The organism is Kitasatospora sp. NPDC057936 (assembly GCF_042887525.1).
Lineage (GTDB): Bacteria > Actinomycetota > Actinomycetes > Streptomycetales > Streptomycetaceae > Kitasatospora.
Window position 1 is genome coordinate 14,235 of sequence record NZ_JBHVPD010000118.1, and the last position, 14,539, is coordinate 28,773.

Consider the following 14,539-nt stretch of genomic DNA (forward strand, 5'->3'; position numbering starts at 1 on the left):
GGACGCGGACGTGGACGCGGCCCTGCCGGTACGACCGCGCTCAGCGCCCGGGCAGCAGGGACGTCCACACGTCCTGCTCGGCGGTGTCCGACCACACGACGTCGCCGTGGCCGTAGCCGGGGACGACACGGTAGTCCACCCGGGCGCCGCCCGCGCGGATCAGGCGGGCGCCCGAGTCGTGGTCGCCACGCCCGAGTTCGGCGTTGATCCAGACCACGTCGGCCCGGATCGCGGCCCAGTCGATCCGGTGGACGTCCGTCCGCCCCGCCCACACGGCGGCCAGGTCGCGCAGCAGGGCGGTGGGCTGGAGGCCGCTGCCGAGGCGCTCGATCGCCTCCGCCCAGACGGCCAGCGGGGTGTGGGTCAGGGTGAAGCGGTCCTCGGCGGGGGTGGGGCCGAAGGCGTGGGTACCGCCGCTGTGGCCCCGGTGGTAGATCCAGTTGGCGGGGCCGGGCAGGTCACGGGTGTGGGTGAGCGCGTAGTGGAGCAGGCCGAGGTTGCTGAACCGCCCCGGCTCGCCCGCCTGTTGGGGCACCGGCCGGGGCATGCCGCTCGGCGCGTCCGGGGCGGTGGCCGCGCGGGCGAAGAGTCCCTTGAGGCCGGGGTCGAGGGTCCCGGCACCCGCGTCCAGCTGCTGCTGGAGGAGGTCGGTGAGCGCCTCCGCCTTCGCGACCAGCTCGGGCTCCGTCGCGGGATCGTACGGGCCGGTGGTGTCGAGGACGAGGACGCGCAGGGGACCGGCGCTGCCGGTGGCGCGTGCGGCGGTGGCGCGTGCGGCGGTGGCGCGAGCGGCGGTGTCCAGGGCGAGTGCGGCTCCGGCCGAGTGGCCGAGGAGCTCGTACGGCAGGGCGGTGACGGCGTCGGCGGCCGTGATGACGCGTTCGAGGTCCGCCCGGTGCGAGTCCAGGCCCCAGGCCGTGCAGTCGTCGGGGGCCTCCGGCGTGAGGGCGTCCTCGCGGGGCGTCGTCCCGATGACCAGGTAGCCGTGGTCGGTGAGGAAGCGGGCGAGGCTCCGGCCCTGCGCGGTGCAGTAGTTGGCGGCGACGTTGAGTCCGCCGCCGGGGAGGAGGTGGACCACCCGCCGCGCCGTGGCGTCGCCGATCACGTCGACCGCGAGCTCGCCGCCCGCGACGGGAACGGTCAGGCGGTGGTGGTCCGCCCCGAGGCGGACCGTGCCGGTGCGACCGAGTGCCGCCCCCAGCTCCTTGACGATGTCGCTGACCACTGCCGTTCCTCCCCGTGCCCTGCTGCGTCCTGCCGTCCCGCTACGCCGGACAGTCTGGCGTACGGAGCCGGCCAGGGGGACCGACGGCTCCGATCGTGCCCGTGCCACCTCGCCGCTCACGCAAAGTTGTCTGACCAAGTTCGGTCGCCGTTCTTCCCTCGGACAGCACCGGCCGGTACTTCTATGTCCGCTCATGGCGCGAAGCCATGGCGACCACCCTCACCAACGGGACGAGGTACCCCTGATGAGACTGCGCTGGAGCTCCCTCGGCGGGCTGCTCGCCGCACTCCCCCTCCTCGGCGCGACGGCCGTCGCCGCCCCCGCCACCGCCCACGCGGCGGCGGGCAGCGGCAACCTGATCGTCAACGGCGACGCGGAGGCCGGCGGCTACTGCACCAACGACTGGAGCGCCGCCACCACCGTCCCCGGCTGGACCGTCCAGGCCGGCGGCGTCAACGTGCTGTGCCAGGGCGTCGGCTCCTTCGGCCTGCCGAACGACGGCAGGACGCCCGGCAAGGCCTTCTTCGGCCCGGGCAACTTCGGCGACGGCTCGATGTCGCAGACCGTCGACGTCTCCTCCGCCGCCACGGCCATCGACGGCGGCGGGGTGCACTACGACCTCGCCGGCTGGCTGGGCGGCTGGACCACGTACGGCGGCTACGTCGCCGTCAGCCTGCACTTCAAGGACGCCGGTGGCAACCCGGTCGGCACGACCGCCAAGCTGCCGACCGTCTCCGCGACCGACCGCGGCCTCGCCACCAAGTTCCTCTCCCGCACCGCCACCGGGGCCGTCCCGGCCGGCGCCCGGTCGATCCAGGTCGAGGTGCAGTTCCTCTCCACCACGAACGAGACCGGCTACCTGGACAACCTCTCGCTCACCCTCGACACCCCCGTCGCCGCCCCCGCCCCGGTCAGCCCGCCCGCGTCCGCCGTGCCCGGCTACGACCACGTGTTCACCGTCATGATGGAGAACACCGACTACGCCCAGATCATGAACGACCCGGCGGACACCCCGTTCATCCACGGCCTGATGGCCCAGGGTGCCACCCTCACCGACGCGCACGGCGTCTACCACCCGAGCGACGAGAACTACATGGCGATCGCCGGCGGCGACGCGTACACCAAGGGCGCCACCTACTGGCCCAACATCAACTCCCCGCAGCGCAACCTCGGTGACACCATCGAGGACGCCGGCAAGACCTGGAAGGCCTACGAGCAGGGCATGGGCACGCCCTGCAACACCACCACCCAGTACGACGCCAAGTACATGCCCGACGACGCGCCGTTCATCAACTACACCGACATCAGCGGCAATCCGGCCCGCTGCGCCGCCCACCTCTTCGACACCACACAGCTGACCACCGACCTCCAGTCGGCCGCCACCACCCCGAACTTCTCCTGGATCGCGGCCGACGACTACTACGACGGCGAGGCCTCCGGCAACGGCAGCGCCACCAGCCTGCAGGTCCAGGACGGCTGGCTGAAGCAGACCCTCGCCCCGGTCCTGTCCTCGCCCGCGTGGACCCAGCAGCGCTCCCTGCTGCTCCTCACCTGGGACGAGAGCTCGGGCGAGGCCTACAACCACGTCGCCACCGTCGCGGTGGGCTCGCAGGGCACCGTCCCGGCCGGCACCAGCAGCCCGCTGCACTACGACCACTACTCCATCGGCCGCACCATCGAGTCCGCCCTCGGCCTGCCCGGGCTGACCGCGAACGACACCTACGCGACCCCGCTCAACGCCGCGTTCGCCCCGTCCGCGGCCACCGGCCCGACGCTCACCGGCGACCTGAACGAGGTCGCGGGCGGCGGCAACGTCACCCTCCGGTACGCGCTGCCGAACACCTCCCAGGTCGCGGTCAAGAACTGGGTCGGCGTCTACCCGGCGGGCGTCACCCCGGGCTCCCGCTCCTCGCTGACCTGGGCCTACACGCCCAACCAGAGCGGTGCGGTCACGCTGTCGACCGGCAAGATCGGCGGCGCGGGCGCGTACGACGCCTACTACCTCGCCAACGACGGCTACTCGGTGCTCGCCGGACCGTTCCGGCTGACCATCGGCTGACGCCGGCGGCACCCCCGCCGCGGCCCGGACGTCCGACCGGCGTCCGGGCCGCGGTCGTTCCGGCTTCCTCCGGGTGCTGCGCCGATCACCGGCCGCGATCACCGGCCGCGATCACCGGCCGCGATCACCGGCCGCCGGAGCCGCCCAGGGAAATCCGGGCGTACGTCTCGCCGGGGCCCGGGGGACTGGTCCAGGAACGGGTGGTGACGTGGTGGAGGCGGCCTTCGGTGAGGGCGAAGCGCGGGAGGCCCACACCGAAGTGGACGGCGATCGCCGCCAGGGCCCGGCGCTCCGCTCGGCCCTCGCCCCCGGGCGCGAACAGGACGTCCGGGTCGAGGGCGGGCGGTATGTCCGTGCAGGTGCGGTGGATCTCGGAGCCCCGGACGGTGAAGGCGTAGAGCTCGGTGCCCTGTTCGGCGACGGAGAGGTGGAAGAGGCCCTGATCCGGTGCGGACCACACCACCACGGCGCGCGTGCCGTGCGAGGAGGCCGCTGCGGGGGAGACGTAGCGCTGTTCGTCGTGACGGGCGGGGTGGGCGTCGAAGGCGAAGCTCCAGCCGGACTCGCCCGCGTGGCCGACGGCGGCGCGGGCCCGGTCGTCGTAGGTGTCGTAGGAGTTGTAGGAAACGAAGGAGTTGTAGGAGTCGTAGGAGGAACTGCCGCCGGCCCGGACGACTTCGAGGTGGGTCTCGTCGGGCGTCGCCGGTGCGCCGAGGGCGGCGTCCTCGGCACCGAGGCGCGCGGGAAGGTCTGCCGGGTGCACCCCCTCCACGAGGACGAACCGGTAGGCCTCGCGGTGGTCGGCGAGCCAGGCGAGCTCGTCCGCGTCCCGCGGGCCGCCGGTCGGCGGCGGGGCCGGGCGGCCGTCCCTGGGGGTGGCGAGCAGGGCGAGGGCGCGCTCCGGGGTGACCAGGGGCCCGAGGACGGGGTCGGCGAGCAGACCGACCGGGGCCAGGTGGTCGGGGCCGACCGGCGTCCACTGCGGGAGCGCGGCGAGCAGCGTGTGCCAGGCGGCGTCCGTGCGCCCCCAGCGGGCCTGCTCGCGGGCCTGCTCGACCGCCGCGCCGAAGGGGCCCTCCGCGGTGTACCGGAACGTCCGCTCCTCGACCTCGCGCAGCACCTCGTCGGCCTGCTCCCGGTGCCGGCCGGAGGAGACGCCCACGCGGTAGCCCCAGACCGTCGCGTCGTGGCGGTTCGCCACCTGCTCGACCGCGAGCAGCGGCACCACCTCGCGCAGGTAGCGCGGGTCGGCGGGCAGCGAGCCGTAGTCCACCAGGTACGTCCGCCCCAGCAGGCGGCGCAACTGGTGCAGCATGCCCTTGGCCCGGGGCCGGCCGTACCCGGCCGCGTCGGCGAGCGCGGCGGCCGCCCGCTCGTGGTCGCCGCGCAGCGCGTCGAGCCGGGCCGCCTCGACCTGGGCGTCCAGGCGGCGGGTGGTGTCGTTGGCGAACGGCCGCTCCGCGTGGTGGTCGGCGGCGAGGCGGTGGAACTCCCGGTACTGCGCGAGCATGAACTCGCGGAAGGAGTCGTGCCGGGTGGGCGGGGAGTGCGACCACACCTGATGGCAGTAGACGGCCCACTCGCCGTGTTCGTCGGCGGCCTGCGGATCCAGCAGGACGTACGTCATGTCGGATTCGACGTCCAGTTGGAGCGCGCGCGCCCACATGCCGTCGAGCTCGCCCTCGTCGAAGTGCTCGCCGAGGCCGTCGGCGTCCTCGTGCCAGCGGGCCTCCCCGGCGCCGGCCAGGTGGTCGATGAACCCGCCCGCGTGCCGCCACCCGTCGGAGACCGCGAGGAACTCCCGGTAGGACGGCGGCAGTCGGCGCCCCAGCCGCTCCTCCGCCGCCGCTATCCGCTCCTCGGCGGCGGGCCCGAAGCCCAGCCCGCGCGCCCGCGCGGCCTCGTCGGCGGGCTCGTCGGCGGGCTCGGTGCAGGTGTCGGCCCACTCCTCGCTCCAGCGGGTGAGGAAGGAACCCCAGTCGAACGTCTCCTCGGTCATGGCGGCGATCCTTGCACGCACCACTGACAATTCCGGGGCCCGACGGCCGCGGCCGCCCCGCCCGGTGGGGCGAGGCGGCCGCGGGAGCGATCGTCACGTGGCGCCGGCCGTCCGTGGGGACGGTCGGGTGACGGTCGTCAGAGGGTGCCGGTGATGGCGGTGCCGGTGTGGTTGCCGGGAACGGCCGTCAGGTCGGGGGTCTGGACGGGGGCCCAGGTGCCGTCGGCGTGGCGGGCGGTGGTCAGGACGCGGTTGTCCGTGGTGGTGACGGCGAACTGGGCGTCGCCGTCGACGGGGGCGGCGCTGACGGAGGCGGCGGTGATGTTGCCGAGGACGCCGGTCAGCGGCCGGAAGGGCTGCCAGGTGCGGTCCGCGAAGCGGATGGTGTGGAACTGGGCGCCGGTCGAGGTGACGGCGACGAGGTCCATGTCACCGCCCTGACGGGCCATGGCGACGGAGGCGACGGTGCCGATGGGGCCCGCGGCGTCGGCGACCGAGCCCCAGCCGCTCCAGGTCCCGTCCGCGGCACGGACGGTGTGCTGGACGGTGCCGCCCGCGACGGCCGCGACCTGCAGCTCGCTGCCGGTGCCGGCGGCGGCCACGGAGGTGACGCCGTTCAGCGGTCCGGCGGCGCCGAAGACGGCGCCGAAGCCGGTCCAGGTGCCGTCGGCGTGGCGCACGGTGTGGAAGACCTGGCCGCCGGCGAGGACCACGACGTGCAGGTCGGCGCCGATCGAGGAGGCCGAGACCTGGGTGATGTTCCCGAGCTCCCCGGCGGCCTGGTTGACGTCGCCGAAGGCGGACCAGGTGCCGTCGGGCTTGCGCAGGGAGTGGTGGAGGCGGCCGTCGCCGCCGAGGGCGAGGACGTGGGTGTCGCCGTTGATCCCGGCGGCGGCCACGGACTTGACGCCGCCGATGCTGCCCGCGGTGGCCTGGACGTCCTGGAACGCGGTCCAGCTGCCGTCGTAGAGGCGGGTGGCCTGGAACAGGCCGTTGTCGCCCTTGACCAGGGCCTGGGTCTTCCAGCCGGTCGCGGTCGCCCGGACCTGCTGCACCCACGCGCCGAGGTCGTCCACGCGCGAGGACGTCGCCCCGGTACGGGTCTCGGTGGCCGGGGTGCCCAGGCAGCCGCCCTGCCAGGAGCGTACGGCCACGGCGGCGATCTCGGGGGTGCCGTTGCGGTCGCGCAGCAGCGGGGCCCCGGCGTCGCCCTGGCACAGGGCGGCCGCGCCGGCGGCGGGCGCCGTGTCGATGCCGGTGGCGGCGACGGCGCCGACGGTGTGGGTGGTGGTGTGGACCTGGAACGGCGCCCACTCGGTGGCGGTCCGGCCGTGGCCGGGTACGCGCAGGCTGTCGCCGGCCGCGGGCGCGGTGGCGGAGACGGCGAGCGGGGTGAGGCCGTCCACCGGCGTGGCGAGGCGGGCCATGACGAGGTCGCGGTCGCCGCGGGTGGCGAGCTCGGCGATGCCGACGGTGTGGCCGGCGATCGTGGCGGTGCTCGCGGTCGCGGGCGCACCGGCGGCGGGGTTGTCGCCGAAGCAGGAGGCGGCGGTCAGGACCCAGTTGCGGTCGACCAGGGCGGCAGTGCAGGAGCGCGAGCCCGGGTGGCCGGGCTGCCCGAAGGCGACGGTGCCGACGGCCTGGTAGTCGGTGCCCGCGGCCGGGGCGGCCGGCCCGTCGGTGGCGTTGAGCTCCAGCAGCGTGGTCGAGCTGGTGGCGTCGCCCTCGCCGACCGGGGTCCAGGCGTTCTTGTTGACGTCGAGGCTGCTGACGGTGCCCGCGGTGTTCAGCGTGGCCTTGATGGTGTGGTCGTCGCCCTTGATGTTGTAGACCTGCGGGATCTGCAGGGCGAGGTACCCGGTGGGCCCGGTGATCCGGAAGCACACCAGGCTCGGGTTGGCCGTGCGGCTGTACAGCTGCACCAGGCCGGGCCCCGAGGCGCAGTCGGCGAGCACGATGTGCCCGTCCCCGGCCGTGAGGGTGATGTTCCGGTCCGCGAGGACCTTGGCCGCATCGGGGTAGCCGAACCCTTCCGCCGCGACCGGCGCCGGCGCGGCCTCGGCGGCGGTCGCCGCCGGCACCGAACCGGCCATCACGGGTATCGCGAGGGCTGCGCCGAGGGGCCAGGCCAGTCTTCGAGCTGTACGCACCAGAATCTCCCGTAAGAGGACGTGCCCGGGAGGCACCAGCACCCCCCGAGCCGGCAAAGAAACGATCAATCGGACGCTATCGCCCGCATTCCTCGCCCGTCAAAGTCGCCGGCCGCCCCGGCGGATCCCTGGTGGGTCGTCATGTTCCGGGTGGTTTTGCGGCGGTATTCCTTCGGAATGGGGATTTCGCTCTTCGGGGGAATCCGGTCGAATTGTCAGGGGAGGCGGGTCGCCTCGATCACGCACATCGGGCCCTGGGTCGTGCGGATCCGGTCGAGGCGGAAGCCGGACGCGGCGAGGAGGTCGCGCCAGTCGGTGGCGGAGCGTTCGCGGCCGGTGAGCATGCCGAGCATGGTGAGGTCGAGGAGGGAGGCCACCTCGGGGGCGGCGCCCTGGTCGAGGACGGTCTCGACCAGGATCAGGCGGGCGTCGGGCGCGGTGGCGGCGCGGTGGACGTTGGCGAGGATGTGCCCGGCCTTCTCGTCGGACCAGTCGTGCAGGATGAAGCAGGCCAAGTAGTCCTCCGCGGGCGGCACTTCGACGAAGAAATCGCCGCCCGCCGTCGTGATCCGGTCGTCGACCCCGTGGGCGCGCAGGACGTCCGGGGCGGCCGCGACCACGTGGGGCAGGTCGAAGACGGTGCCCCGCAGGTGCGGGTCGCGCTGGGCGAGGACGGCCAGGACGGCGCCGTCCGCCCCGCCGATGTCGACGACGGTCCGTGCGCCGTCCAGCTCGACCGCGTCCAGGGCGTGGTGGCGGATGGCGCGGGCGAAGTCGGTCATCGCGGCGGTGAACGCGCCCACCCGGGCCGGGTCCTCGCCGACCCAGTCGAAGAACGGTTCCCCGTAGGCGAGTTCGGCGGCGGGACGGCCGGTCTCGGCGGTGCCCCACAGCTCGCCGAAGGCGCGGTAGTGCGAGTCCATCCACATCAGGGCGATGTTGCGGACGGATTCGGGGACGCCGGAGGCGAGGGTGCGCCCGAGCGGGCCGAGCCGGACCAGCCCGGTGTCGGCGTCGAGCGCGAAGACGTCCTCGCCGGCGAGCGCGTGGACGATCCGGGCCAGCGGGTCGGGGCGCAGGCCGGTGGCGGTGGCGAGCTCGGCCAACGGGCGTGGTCCGTCGAGGAGTTGGTCGGCTAGGCCGGCTCTGGCGGCGACGAAGAGGGCCTGGGCGATCTGGTACCCGCCGAGCAGGCGCAGCATCGCGATGGCGGGCGTGGGGGAGGCCGGGGCGTTCATGCCGGTCAAGCTAGCGAGCCGGACCCGCCGGCGCGCCTGGGCGCGCGGGCGGGCCCACCCGGGCGGAGCAACGGCGTGCTCAGTCCACCAAGTCCGGTGCGAAGTAGTCGCGCAGACGGGCGATCCGGTCGTCGCGGATCCGGAAGATCTGGACGAGCGAGGCCGTGGTGTCGCCCTCGTCCCCCTCCCCGTCGAAGACCGTGTCGATCTCGGCGATGAACACGTCCGGATCGGTGGTGGTGTGCAGCACGTAGCTCGACTTGGCGAAGTTAGGCGTGCGGCCGACCTTCCCGCCGCGCCGGTACTGCTCGGCCATCGCGCTGCGGATCTGCTCGCGGCCGACCAGGCGCCGCGGGAAGTCGGCGTCGGCGGGCACGAACGGTGCCTCGAAGACGCCGTCCTCGGTGAAGGTCTCGGCGAGGGCGTCGGCGTCGCGGGACAGGGGTCCGGCGTGGACGTAGCTCTCAAAGATCTGCTGCGGCGTTCGGGGCATGTCGGTCTCCCTGGACGTGGGCACGGGAGGCCACATAATCACAGGGACGCTCGACTGGCGAAGGGGGGTGACGGTGAGTCAGGAGGGCTTCCGCAGCGTCCGGCGCGCGGCGGCCAGGGTCAGCAGGCCCCAGAGCGCACCCGCGCCGGCGACCGCGTAGACGCCGAGTCCGACGAAGGACAGGTCGTAGTCGGCGGCGACCGGCGGGACGTAGCCGTCCGGGTCGGCCAGGACGACGGTGCTCCGGCCCGCGTCGGACGGGCCGCCGCAACCCGACCCGCTGTACTCGCCGTGCGGCAGCGGCGTCCCGTCCGCATGGCGGATCCCGCACGTCCAGCTGACGACGCCGCGCTTGTCCTTGGCCGAGTGGGCCCACGTGACCACGACGTCGGTCCGCACCCCGCGGTGCGCGATCACCTCGGCCTGGAAGGCCCTCATGGGCAGGACGAGCAGCGCGATCCCGAGCACGACGCCCGGCCACAGCACCCACCCGGTGGTCCGGAGGGCCATCAGGCCGCCGAGCCCCGCGATGAACACGATCACGGCGGCGACGGCGCAGGGCAGGCTGTAGTCCGGGTTCGCGCCGAGCACCATCAGGCCGACGACCAGCAGCGGCACGAGCAGCCCGGTCAGCAGCGCCGTGATGCGGACGGTCCGCGGCCTGAGCGGCCGGTCCTTGCGGGGCCGCCGCTTTCGGGCCTTCCCGGCGGCGGAATTCGGGCGGAACGTTCCGTCGCTCAGCGGTCTCTTCTGCTTCTTGTTCCTGCGGCGTGCCATGCCCGGGCCCCCGTCCGTTCGTGCGCTCCTGTGTTCCTGCGCTCCCGCGCTTCCGCTCTCCTGTGCTCTCGCGCCCCTGCTCTCCTGCGCTCGCGACAGTGTGGCGGCAGCACCGGTGCGAGCGGAACCCGGGCCCCCGGATCTCGCCAGAACTCTTGATGTGAAGTATCTTGATGTCGAGATTGATCCGGGGGTGAGCCCCGGGGAACGGGACGGGGGAGCACCATGGGGCGGAGCGCCAACGGAAGCGGCGGCGGGCTGATCGGACAGCTGCGGCGGCCACCGGGCGGACCGGACGCCCGCACGATGCTGCTCGCCCAGTTCGTCGACCGCACCGGCACCGGCGTCTGGGCCGCCGCCTCCGTCCTGTACTTCACCTTCGTCCGCGGACTCGACGCCGGCCGGCTCGGCCTCCTGCTCGGCGTCGCCGCCGTCGCCGGGATCGCCGGCTCGCCGCTGGCCGGGCGGGCGGCCGAGCGCTTCACCGTCCGCGGCCTCCTGACCGCGTGCCACCTGCTGCGCCTCGGGACGATGGCCCTGCTGCTCGTCGTCGACCAGTACGTCCTGATGCTGCTCCTCGTCGCGCTCACCTGCCTCGGCGAGCGCGGCGCCAAAACGCTGGAGATGCTCTTCGCGACCCGGGTCGCGGGCGAGCGGCGCGGCGAGTACCAGGCACTCTTCCGCAGCGTCGCCAACGCGGGCTACGCACTCGGCGCGGGCATCGCGGCGGCCGGGCTCGCGGTGGGCACGGTGACCGCCTACCGCGCGCTGATCCTGGCCAACGCGCTCTCCTTCGTCCTGGCCGCGGCCCTCGTCCGGCGGACGGGCGAACCGGCCGGGCACGGGCTCGTGGTGACGCGGAGCACCGCGCCGAGCAGGCCCGAGCCGGCCGCCGGCAGCCCCTGGCGGGACCGCGGCTACCTGCTCTTCGTCCTCCTCGACATGCCGCTCAACCTCGACGACTCCGTGCTCAACGTCGGCCTCCCGCTCTGGCTCGTCCACCACACCACCGCGCCGCACGCCCTCGTGCCCGCCTTCCTGGTGCTCAACACCGTGCTCGTGGTGGTGCTCCAACTGCGCGTCTCCGCCTGGGCGCAGGGGCCGAGCGGGGCGGTCAAGTCGCTGGCCTGGTACGGCGTGACGCTGCTCGCGAGCTGCCTGCTGCTGGCGGCCTCGACCGGGCGCGGGGCGTGGGCGGCCTCGGCGGCGCTGCTCGCGGCCGGGGCGCTGGTGACGTTCGCCGAACTGCTGCGCTCGGTCAGCTCCTGGGAGTTGGCGGTGAGCCTGGCCCCGCCGCAGGCGCGGGCGTCCTACCTGGGCGTCGCCGGGATGTCCCAGTCGGTGCAGAAGTCGGCCGGCCCGCTGCTGCTGACCGGCGTGGTGATGACGGCCGGCCCGGTCGGCTGGATCGGGCTCGGCGCGGTGGTGACGGCCCTGGGCGCGGTCCAGCGCCGATCGGCCGCCCGCCGGCTGGCCGCCCTGGCGCGGCCCGAGGAGTCCGAGGCGCGCCAGGACGGTCGGCAGGTGGCCCGCGAGGTTCAGCGGACGACGTCGATGTAGCTCATCATCCCGTTGTCCTCGTGCGCCGCGATGTGGCAGTGGAACATCCAACGGCCCGGGTAGTCCTCGAAGGCGACGCGGATCACGACCCGGCCCGGGACGCCGTCGACCGCGTGCGGCACCGGGACGGTGTCCTGGCGGTGGGTGTAGGGCTGGGCGGCGCCGTCGACGGGCAGGACCTGGAACGCGGTGGTGTGCAGGTGGAACGGGTGGTCCTCGCCGGAGTGGTTGACGATCGTCCACTCCTCGACGGTGCCGAGCCGGGCGGGCGTGTCGAAGACGGAACGGTCCATCGCGAACTGCTGGCCGTCGATGTAGAAGGTGTTGCCGTCGGCGCTCTCGGACAGGTCGAGGGTGCGCCGCCGGGCGACGGGCGCGGTGGCGAGGTCGGCCGGGGCGGTCGGCAGGGCGCCGGTCGGCTCCGGCAGCCGGTGGGCCGGGCGGCCGGTGACGGCGACCGTGGCCAGCGGCACGTCCGGATAGGCGTCGCCCTGCGGGCCGTTGCTGTAGGCGGCGGTGCGCAGGACGGTCCGGCCGGGGGTGCCGCTCGCGGTGACGAGGACGTCGTAGCGCTTGCCCGGGGGCAGCAGCAACTCGTCGGCGGTGGTGATCGCGGCGACGGGCGTGCCGTCCTCGCCGACGACGGTGAAGCGGCGGCCGTCCAGCCGGAGCCGGTAGAAGATGTCGGCCCCGGCGTTGACCAGCCGCCACAGCTGGGTCTCGTCCGGCCGCATCGGGAGCACCGGCCGGAGGCGGCCGTTGACGAGCCGTACGGTCGGGTTGCCGGACTGGAGGGGGTCCGCCGCGGTGCCCTGGAGGATGTGCCCGCCCGCGTCGAGCTGGGCGTCCTTGAGGACGACGGTGTGCGCCGTGACGTCGCGGAGGCCCGCCGGCAGCAGCGTGCGGTCGTCCCCGACGATCAGGGCGCCGGACAGGCCCGCGAAGATCTGGTTCTCCACGTCGCCCGGCGTGAACCCCGCGTCGTGGCCCGCCATGCCGTCGGCCATGGGGCACGACGTGCCCATCGCGTGGCTGTGGTACCAGAACGTGCCCTGCGCGTGGTCGGCCGGGATCTCCAGCCGGTACGTGGTGGACCCGCCCGGCGCCACGCACAGGAACGGGTCGTCGGACTGCCCCTCCGGGGACACGTGCAGGCCGTGGAAGTGCAGGTTGGTCGCGACCGGGAGGTGGTTGACCAGGTGGACGGTGACGGTCGATCCGGGCGCCACCCGCACGGTGGGCGCCACGAACGAGCCGGTGTAGGAGGCGCCGTAGACCTCGCGCCCGGAGACGTCGAAGCGGCTGCGCGCCGCGTCGAGCGTCAGGGTGAGGTCGGGGCTCGCGCTGCCGGTGGCGTCCACGGTGGCCGGGTCCTGGAACGGCATGCCTGCCCGCATGCCCTTCTCCTGCTCGGCGGTCGAGGGCGGCGGCGGTGGGGCCGCCGCCGGCGAGACGGCCACCGCGTCGGCGCCGACGGCGGCCGTGAGCAGCACCGCCACGGCGGTCACGGCGTGGATGAGGCGTCTGGTGCGCCGTATTCGCCGCCGCTGGGCGTGCGCGTCCGCTCCGATGTCACGGGACATCAGGGTTCTCCGTATTCACTTGGGTGAGGGTTGGGTGGTGCGGGCGCCAGGATTCAGCAACCGGCATGCGCCCGACAAGACTTACCCCCGAATTTCCTCGTCGCCGTCCGCCAGGGCGGCGGCCTTGCGGAGGAGGACGGCGCGTTCGCGCGCGTTGGCGCAGAGGCGGACGGCCAGGTCGAGCTCGGCGCGGGCCTCGGGGGTACGGCCGAGGCGGGAGAGGAGCTCGGCGCGGACGGTCGGCAGCAGGTGGGAGCCCGCGAGCCGGCCGGTCGCGGCGAGGTCGTCGACGAGGTCCAGCGCCGGCTGCGGGCCGCTCGCCATCGCCACCGCGACGGCCCGGTTGAGCTCGACGACGGGCGAGGGCGCGACCCGGCCGAGCGCCTCGTAGAGGAGCACGACGCGCTCCCAGTCCGTCTCCGCGACGGAGGGCGCCAGGGCGTGGCACGCGGCGATGGCGGCCTGGAGGCCGTACGGGCCGAGGCCGCGCCCGGCCGCCGCGGCGCGGTCGAGGGCGGCCCGGCCGCGGCGGATCGCCGAGCGGTCCCACCGGCGCCGGTCCTGGTCCTCCAGGAGCACCGGCTCGCCGTCGGGCCCGGTCCGGGCCGGGAACCGGGCCGCCGTGAGCTCGAACAGGGCCAGCAGGCCGTGCACTTCGGGCTCACGGGGCAGCAGGGCGGCCAGCATCCGGGCCAGCCGGACCGCCTCGCGGGCGAGGTCGGTGCGCAGCAGGTCGTCGCCGCTGGTGGCGGTCGAGCCCTCGGTGAAGATCACGTACAGGACGCTGAGGACCGCGCCGAGCCGGGTGCGGCGCTCGTCGGCCGGCGGCAGCTCGAACGGCACGCCGGCGGCGCCGATCGTCTTCTTGGCGCGGGTGATCCGGGCCTGGACGGTCGGCACGGGCACGAGGAACGCGCGGGCGATCTCCTCGCTGGACAGGCCCGCCACCACGCGCAGCGTGAGGGCCACCCGCGCCTCGGCGGAGAGCACGGGGTGGCAGGCGATGAACATGAGCGCGAGCACGTCGTCGTCGACGCGGTCCGGGTCCCACGGCAACTCGTCGGTGCGCTCCGGCGGTTGGAGGGCGCCGGTGGCCGCCTCGCCCTCGGCGAGGCGGCCCGCGAGCCGGGCGTAGCGCTCGTCCCGGGCGGAGCGGCGCCGGAAGCCGTCGATGGCGCGCCGCCGTGCGGTGGCGAGCAGCCAGCCGACCGGGTTGGCCGGAGCGCCGTCGCGCGCCCAGGAGACGAGCGCCTCCGCGAGCGCCTCCTGGGCGACGTCCTCGGCGAGTTCGAAGTCCCCGGTGTAGCGGGTGAGCGCGCCGACGATCCGGGCGGACTCGATCCGCCAGACCGCCTCGACGGCCCCCCGGGCGGGTTGGGCGCCCGGCGGGGCGGGGGGGGGGGCCGGCGCCGTGACAGCTGGGCGGTCCGCTCGCGCCCCGCCCGCGGCTCTGTC

General features: G+C 74.5%; 10 protein-coding genes. 2 read left to right on the top strand and 8 right to left on the bottom strand.

The features are described 5' to 3' along the window. Positions 1-40: 40 nt before the first annotated feature. Positions 41-1,225 carry a hypothetical protein gene (locus tag ACFVU9_RS39805; RefSeq protein WP_387602069.1) on the bottom strand — a complete coding sequence of 395 codons (1,185 nt, stop codon included), beginning with the start codon at positions 1,223-1,225 and terminating at the stop codon, positions 41-43. A gap of 244 nt (positions 1,226-1,469) precedes the next feature. Between ACFVU9_RS39805 and ACFVU9_RS39810 the strand changes: the two genes are divergently transcribed. Continuing rightward, the gene (locus ACFVU9_RS39810) at positions 1,470-3,284 is read left to right on the top strand and encodes an alkaline phosphatase family protein (RefSeq protein WP_387602072.1); all 1,815 of its coding nucleotides are present in this window, start codon (positions 1,470-1,472) and stop codon (positions 3,282-3,284) included. A gap of 124 nt (positions 3,285-3,408) precedes the next feature. Here ACFVU9_RS39810 and ACFVU9_RS39815 read toward each other — a convergent pair whose 3' ends face one another. The 5 genes from ACFVU9_RS39815 to ACFVU9_RS39835 all read right to left on the bottom strand — a co-directional run bounded on the left by ACFVU9_RS39815 (position 3,409) and on the right by ACFVU9_RS39835 (position 9,941). Then, positions 3,409-5,283 (bottom strand): SMI1/KNR4 family protein, encoded by a 1,875-nt coding sequence (locus ACFVU9_RS39815; RefSeq protein WP_387602075.1) that lies wholly within the window; start codon positions 5,281-5,283, stop codon positions 3,409-3,411. Between the two features lie 137 nt (positions 5,284-5,420). Further along, positions 5,421-7,433, bottom strand: coding sequence for a trypsin-like serine protease (locus ACFVU9_RS39820; protein ID WP_380507778.1), 2,013 nt, complete (start codon positions 7,431-7,433; stop codon positions 5,421-5,423). 215 nt (positions 7,434-7,648) lie between these two features. Next, positions 7,649-8,671: a methyltransferase gene (locus tag ACFVU9_RS39825; protein ID WP_380507775.1), complete on the bottom strand. Its 1,023-nt coding sequence runs from the start codon at positions 8,669-8,671 to the stop codon at positions 7,649-7,651. Positions 8,672-8,750: 79 nt separating this feature from the next. Then, complete coding sequence (locus ACFVU9_RS39830) at positions 8,751-9,164, bottom strand: nuclear transport factor 2 family protein (RefSeq protein ID WP_380439188.1); 414 nt, start codon at positions 9,162-9,164, stop codon at positions 8,751-8,753. Between the two features lie 78 nt (positions 9,165-9,242). Further along, positions 9,243-9,941 carry a hypothetical protein gene (locus ACFVU9_RS39835; RefSeq protein WP_387602080.1) on the bottom strand — a complete coding sequence of 233 codons (699 nt, stop codon included), beginning with the start codon at positions 9,939-9,941 and terminating at the stop codon, positions 9,243-9,245. Between the two features lie 225 nt (positions 9,942-10,166). Here ACFVU9_RS39835 and ACFVU9_RS39840 point away from each other — a divergent pair, with 225 nt between their 5' ends. Further along, a complete protein-coding gene (locus tag ACFVU9_RS39840; protein WP_387602083.1) occupies positions 10,167-11,501 on the top strand; it encodes an MFS transporter in 1,335 nt (444 codons plus the stop codon). On the opposite strand, the gene ACFVU9_RS39845 is transcribed toward ACFVU9_RS39840, so the two are convergent. Together ACFVU9_RS39845 and ACFVU9_RS39850 are read right to left on the bottom strand one after the other, a co-directional pair. Further along, positions 11,480-13,084 (bottom strand): multicopper oxidase family protein, encoded by a 1,605-nt coding sequence (locus tag ACFVU9_RS39845; protein ID WP_387602086.1) that lies wholly within the window; start codon positions 13,082-13,084, stop codon positions 11,480-11,482. The two genes, ACFVU9_RS39840 and ACFVU9_RS39845, sit on opposite strands and share 22 nt — an antisense overlap. A gap of 81 nt (positions 13,085-13,165) precedes the next feature. Continuing rightward, a partial coding sequence (locus tag ACFVU9_RS39850) for an RNA polymerase sigma factor (protein ID WP_387602089.1) occupies positions 13,166-14,539 on the bottom strand: 1,374 nt, incomplete at its 5' end.

Coding starts and splice junctions, on each gene's coding strand:
- ACFVU9_RS39810 (WP_387602072.1), top strand. CDS start 1,470: ATGAGACTGCGCTGGAGCTCCCTCGGCGGGCTGCTCGCCGCACTCCCC.
- ACFVU9_RS39815 (WP_387602075.1), bottom strand. CDS start 5,283: ATGACCGAGGAGACGTTCGACTGGGGTTCCTTCCTCACCCGCTGGAGC.
- ACFVU9_RS39825 (WP_380507775.1), bottom strand. CDS start 8,671: ATGAACGCCCCGGCCTCCCCCACGCCCGCCATCGCGATGCTGCGCCTG.
- ACFVU9_RS39830 (WP_380439188.1), bottom strand. CDS start 9,164: ATGCCCCGAACGCCGCAGCAGATCTTTGAGAGCTACGTCCACGCCGGA.
- ACFVU9_RS39835 (WP_387602080.1), bottom strand. CDS start 9,941: ATGGCACGCCGCAGGAACAAGAAGCAGAAGAGACCGCTGAGCGACGGA.
- ACFVU9_RS39840 (WP_387602083.1), top strand. CDS start 10,167: ATGGGGCGGAGCGCCAACGGAAGCGGCGGCGGGCTGATCGGACAGCTG.
- ACFVU9_RS39845 (WP_387602086.1), bottom strand. CDS start 13,084: ATGTCCCGTGACATCGGAGCGGACGCGCACGCCCAGCGGCGGCGAATA.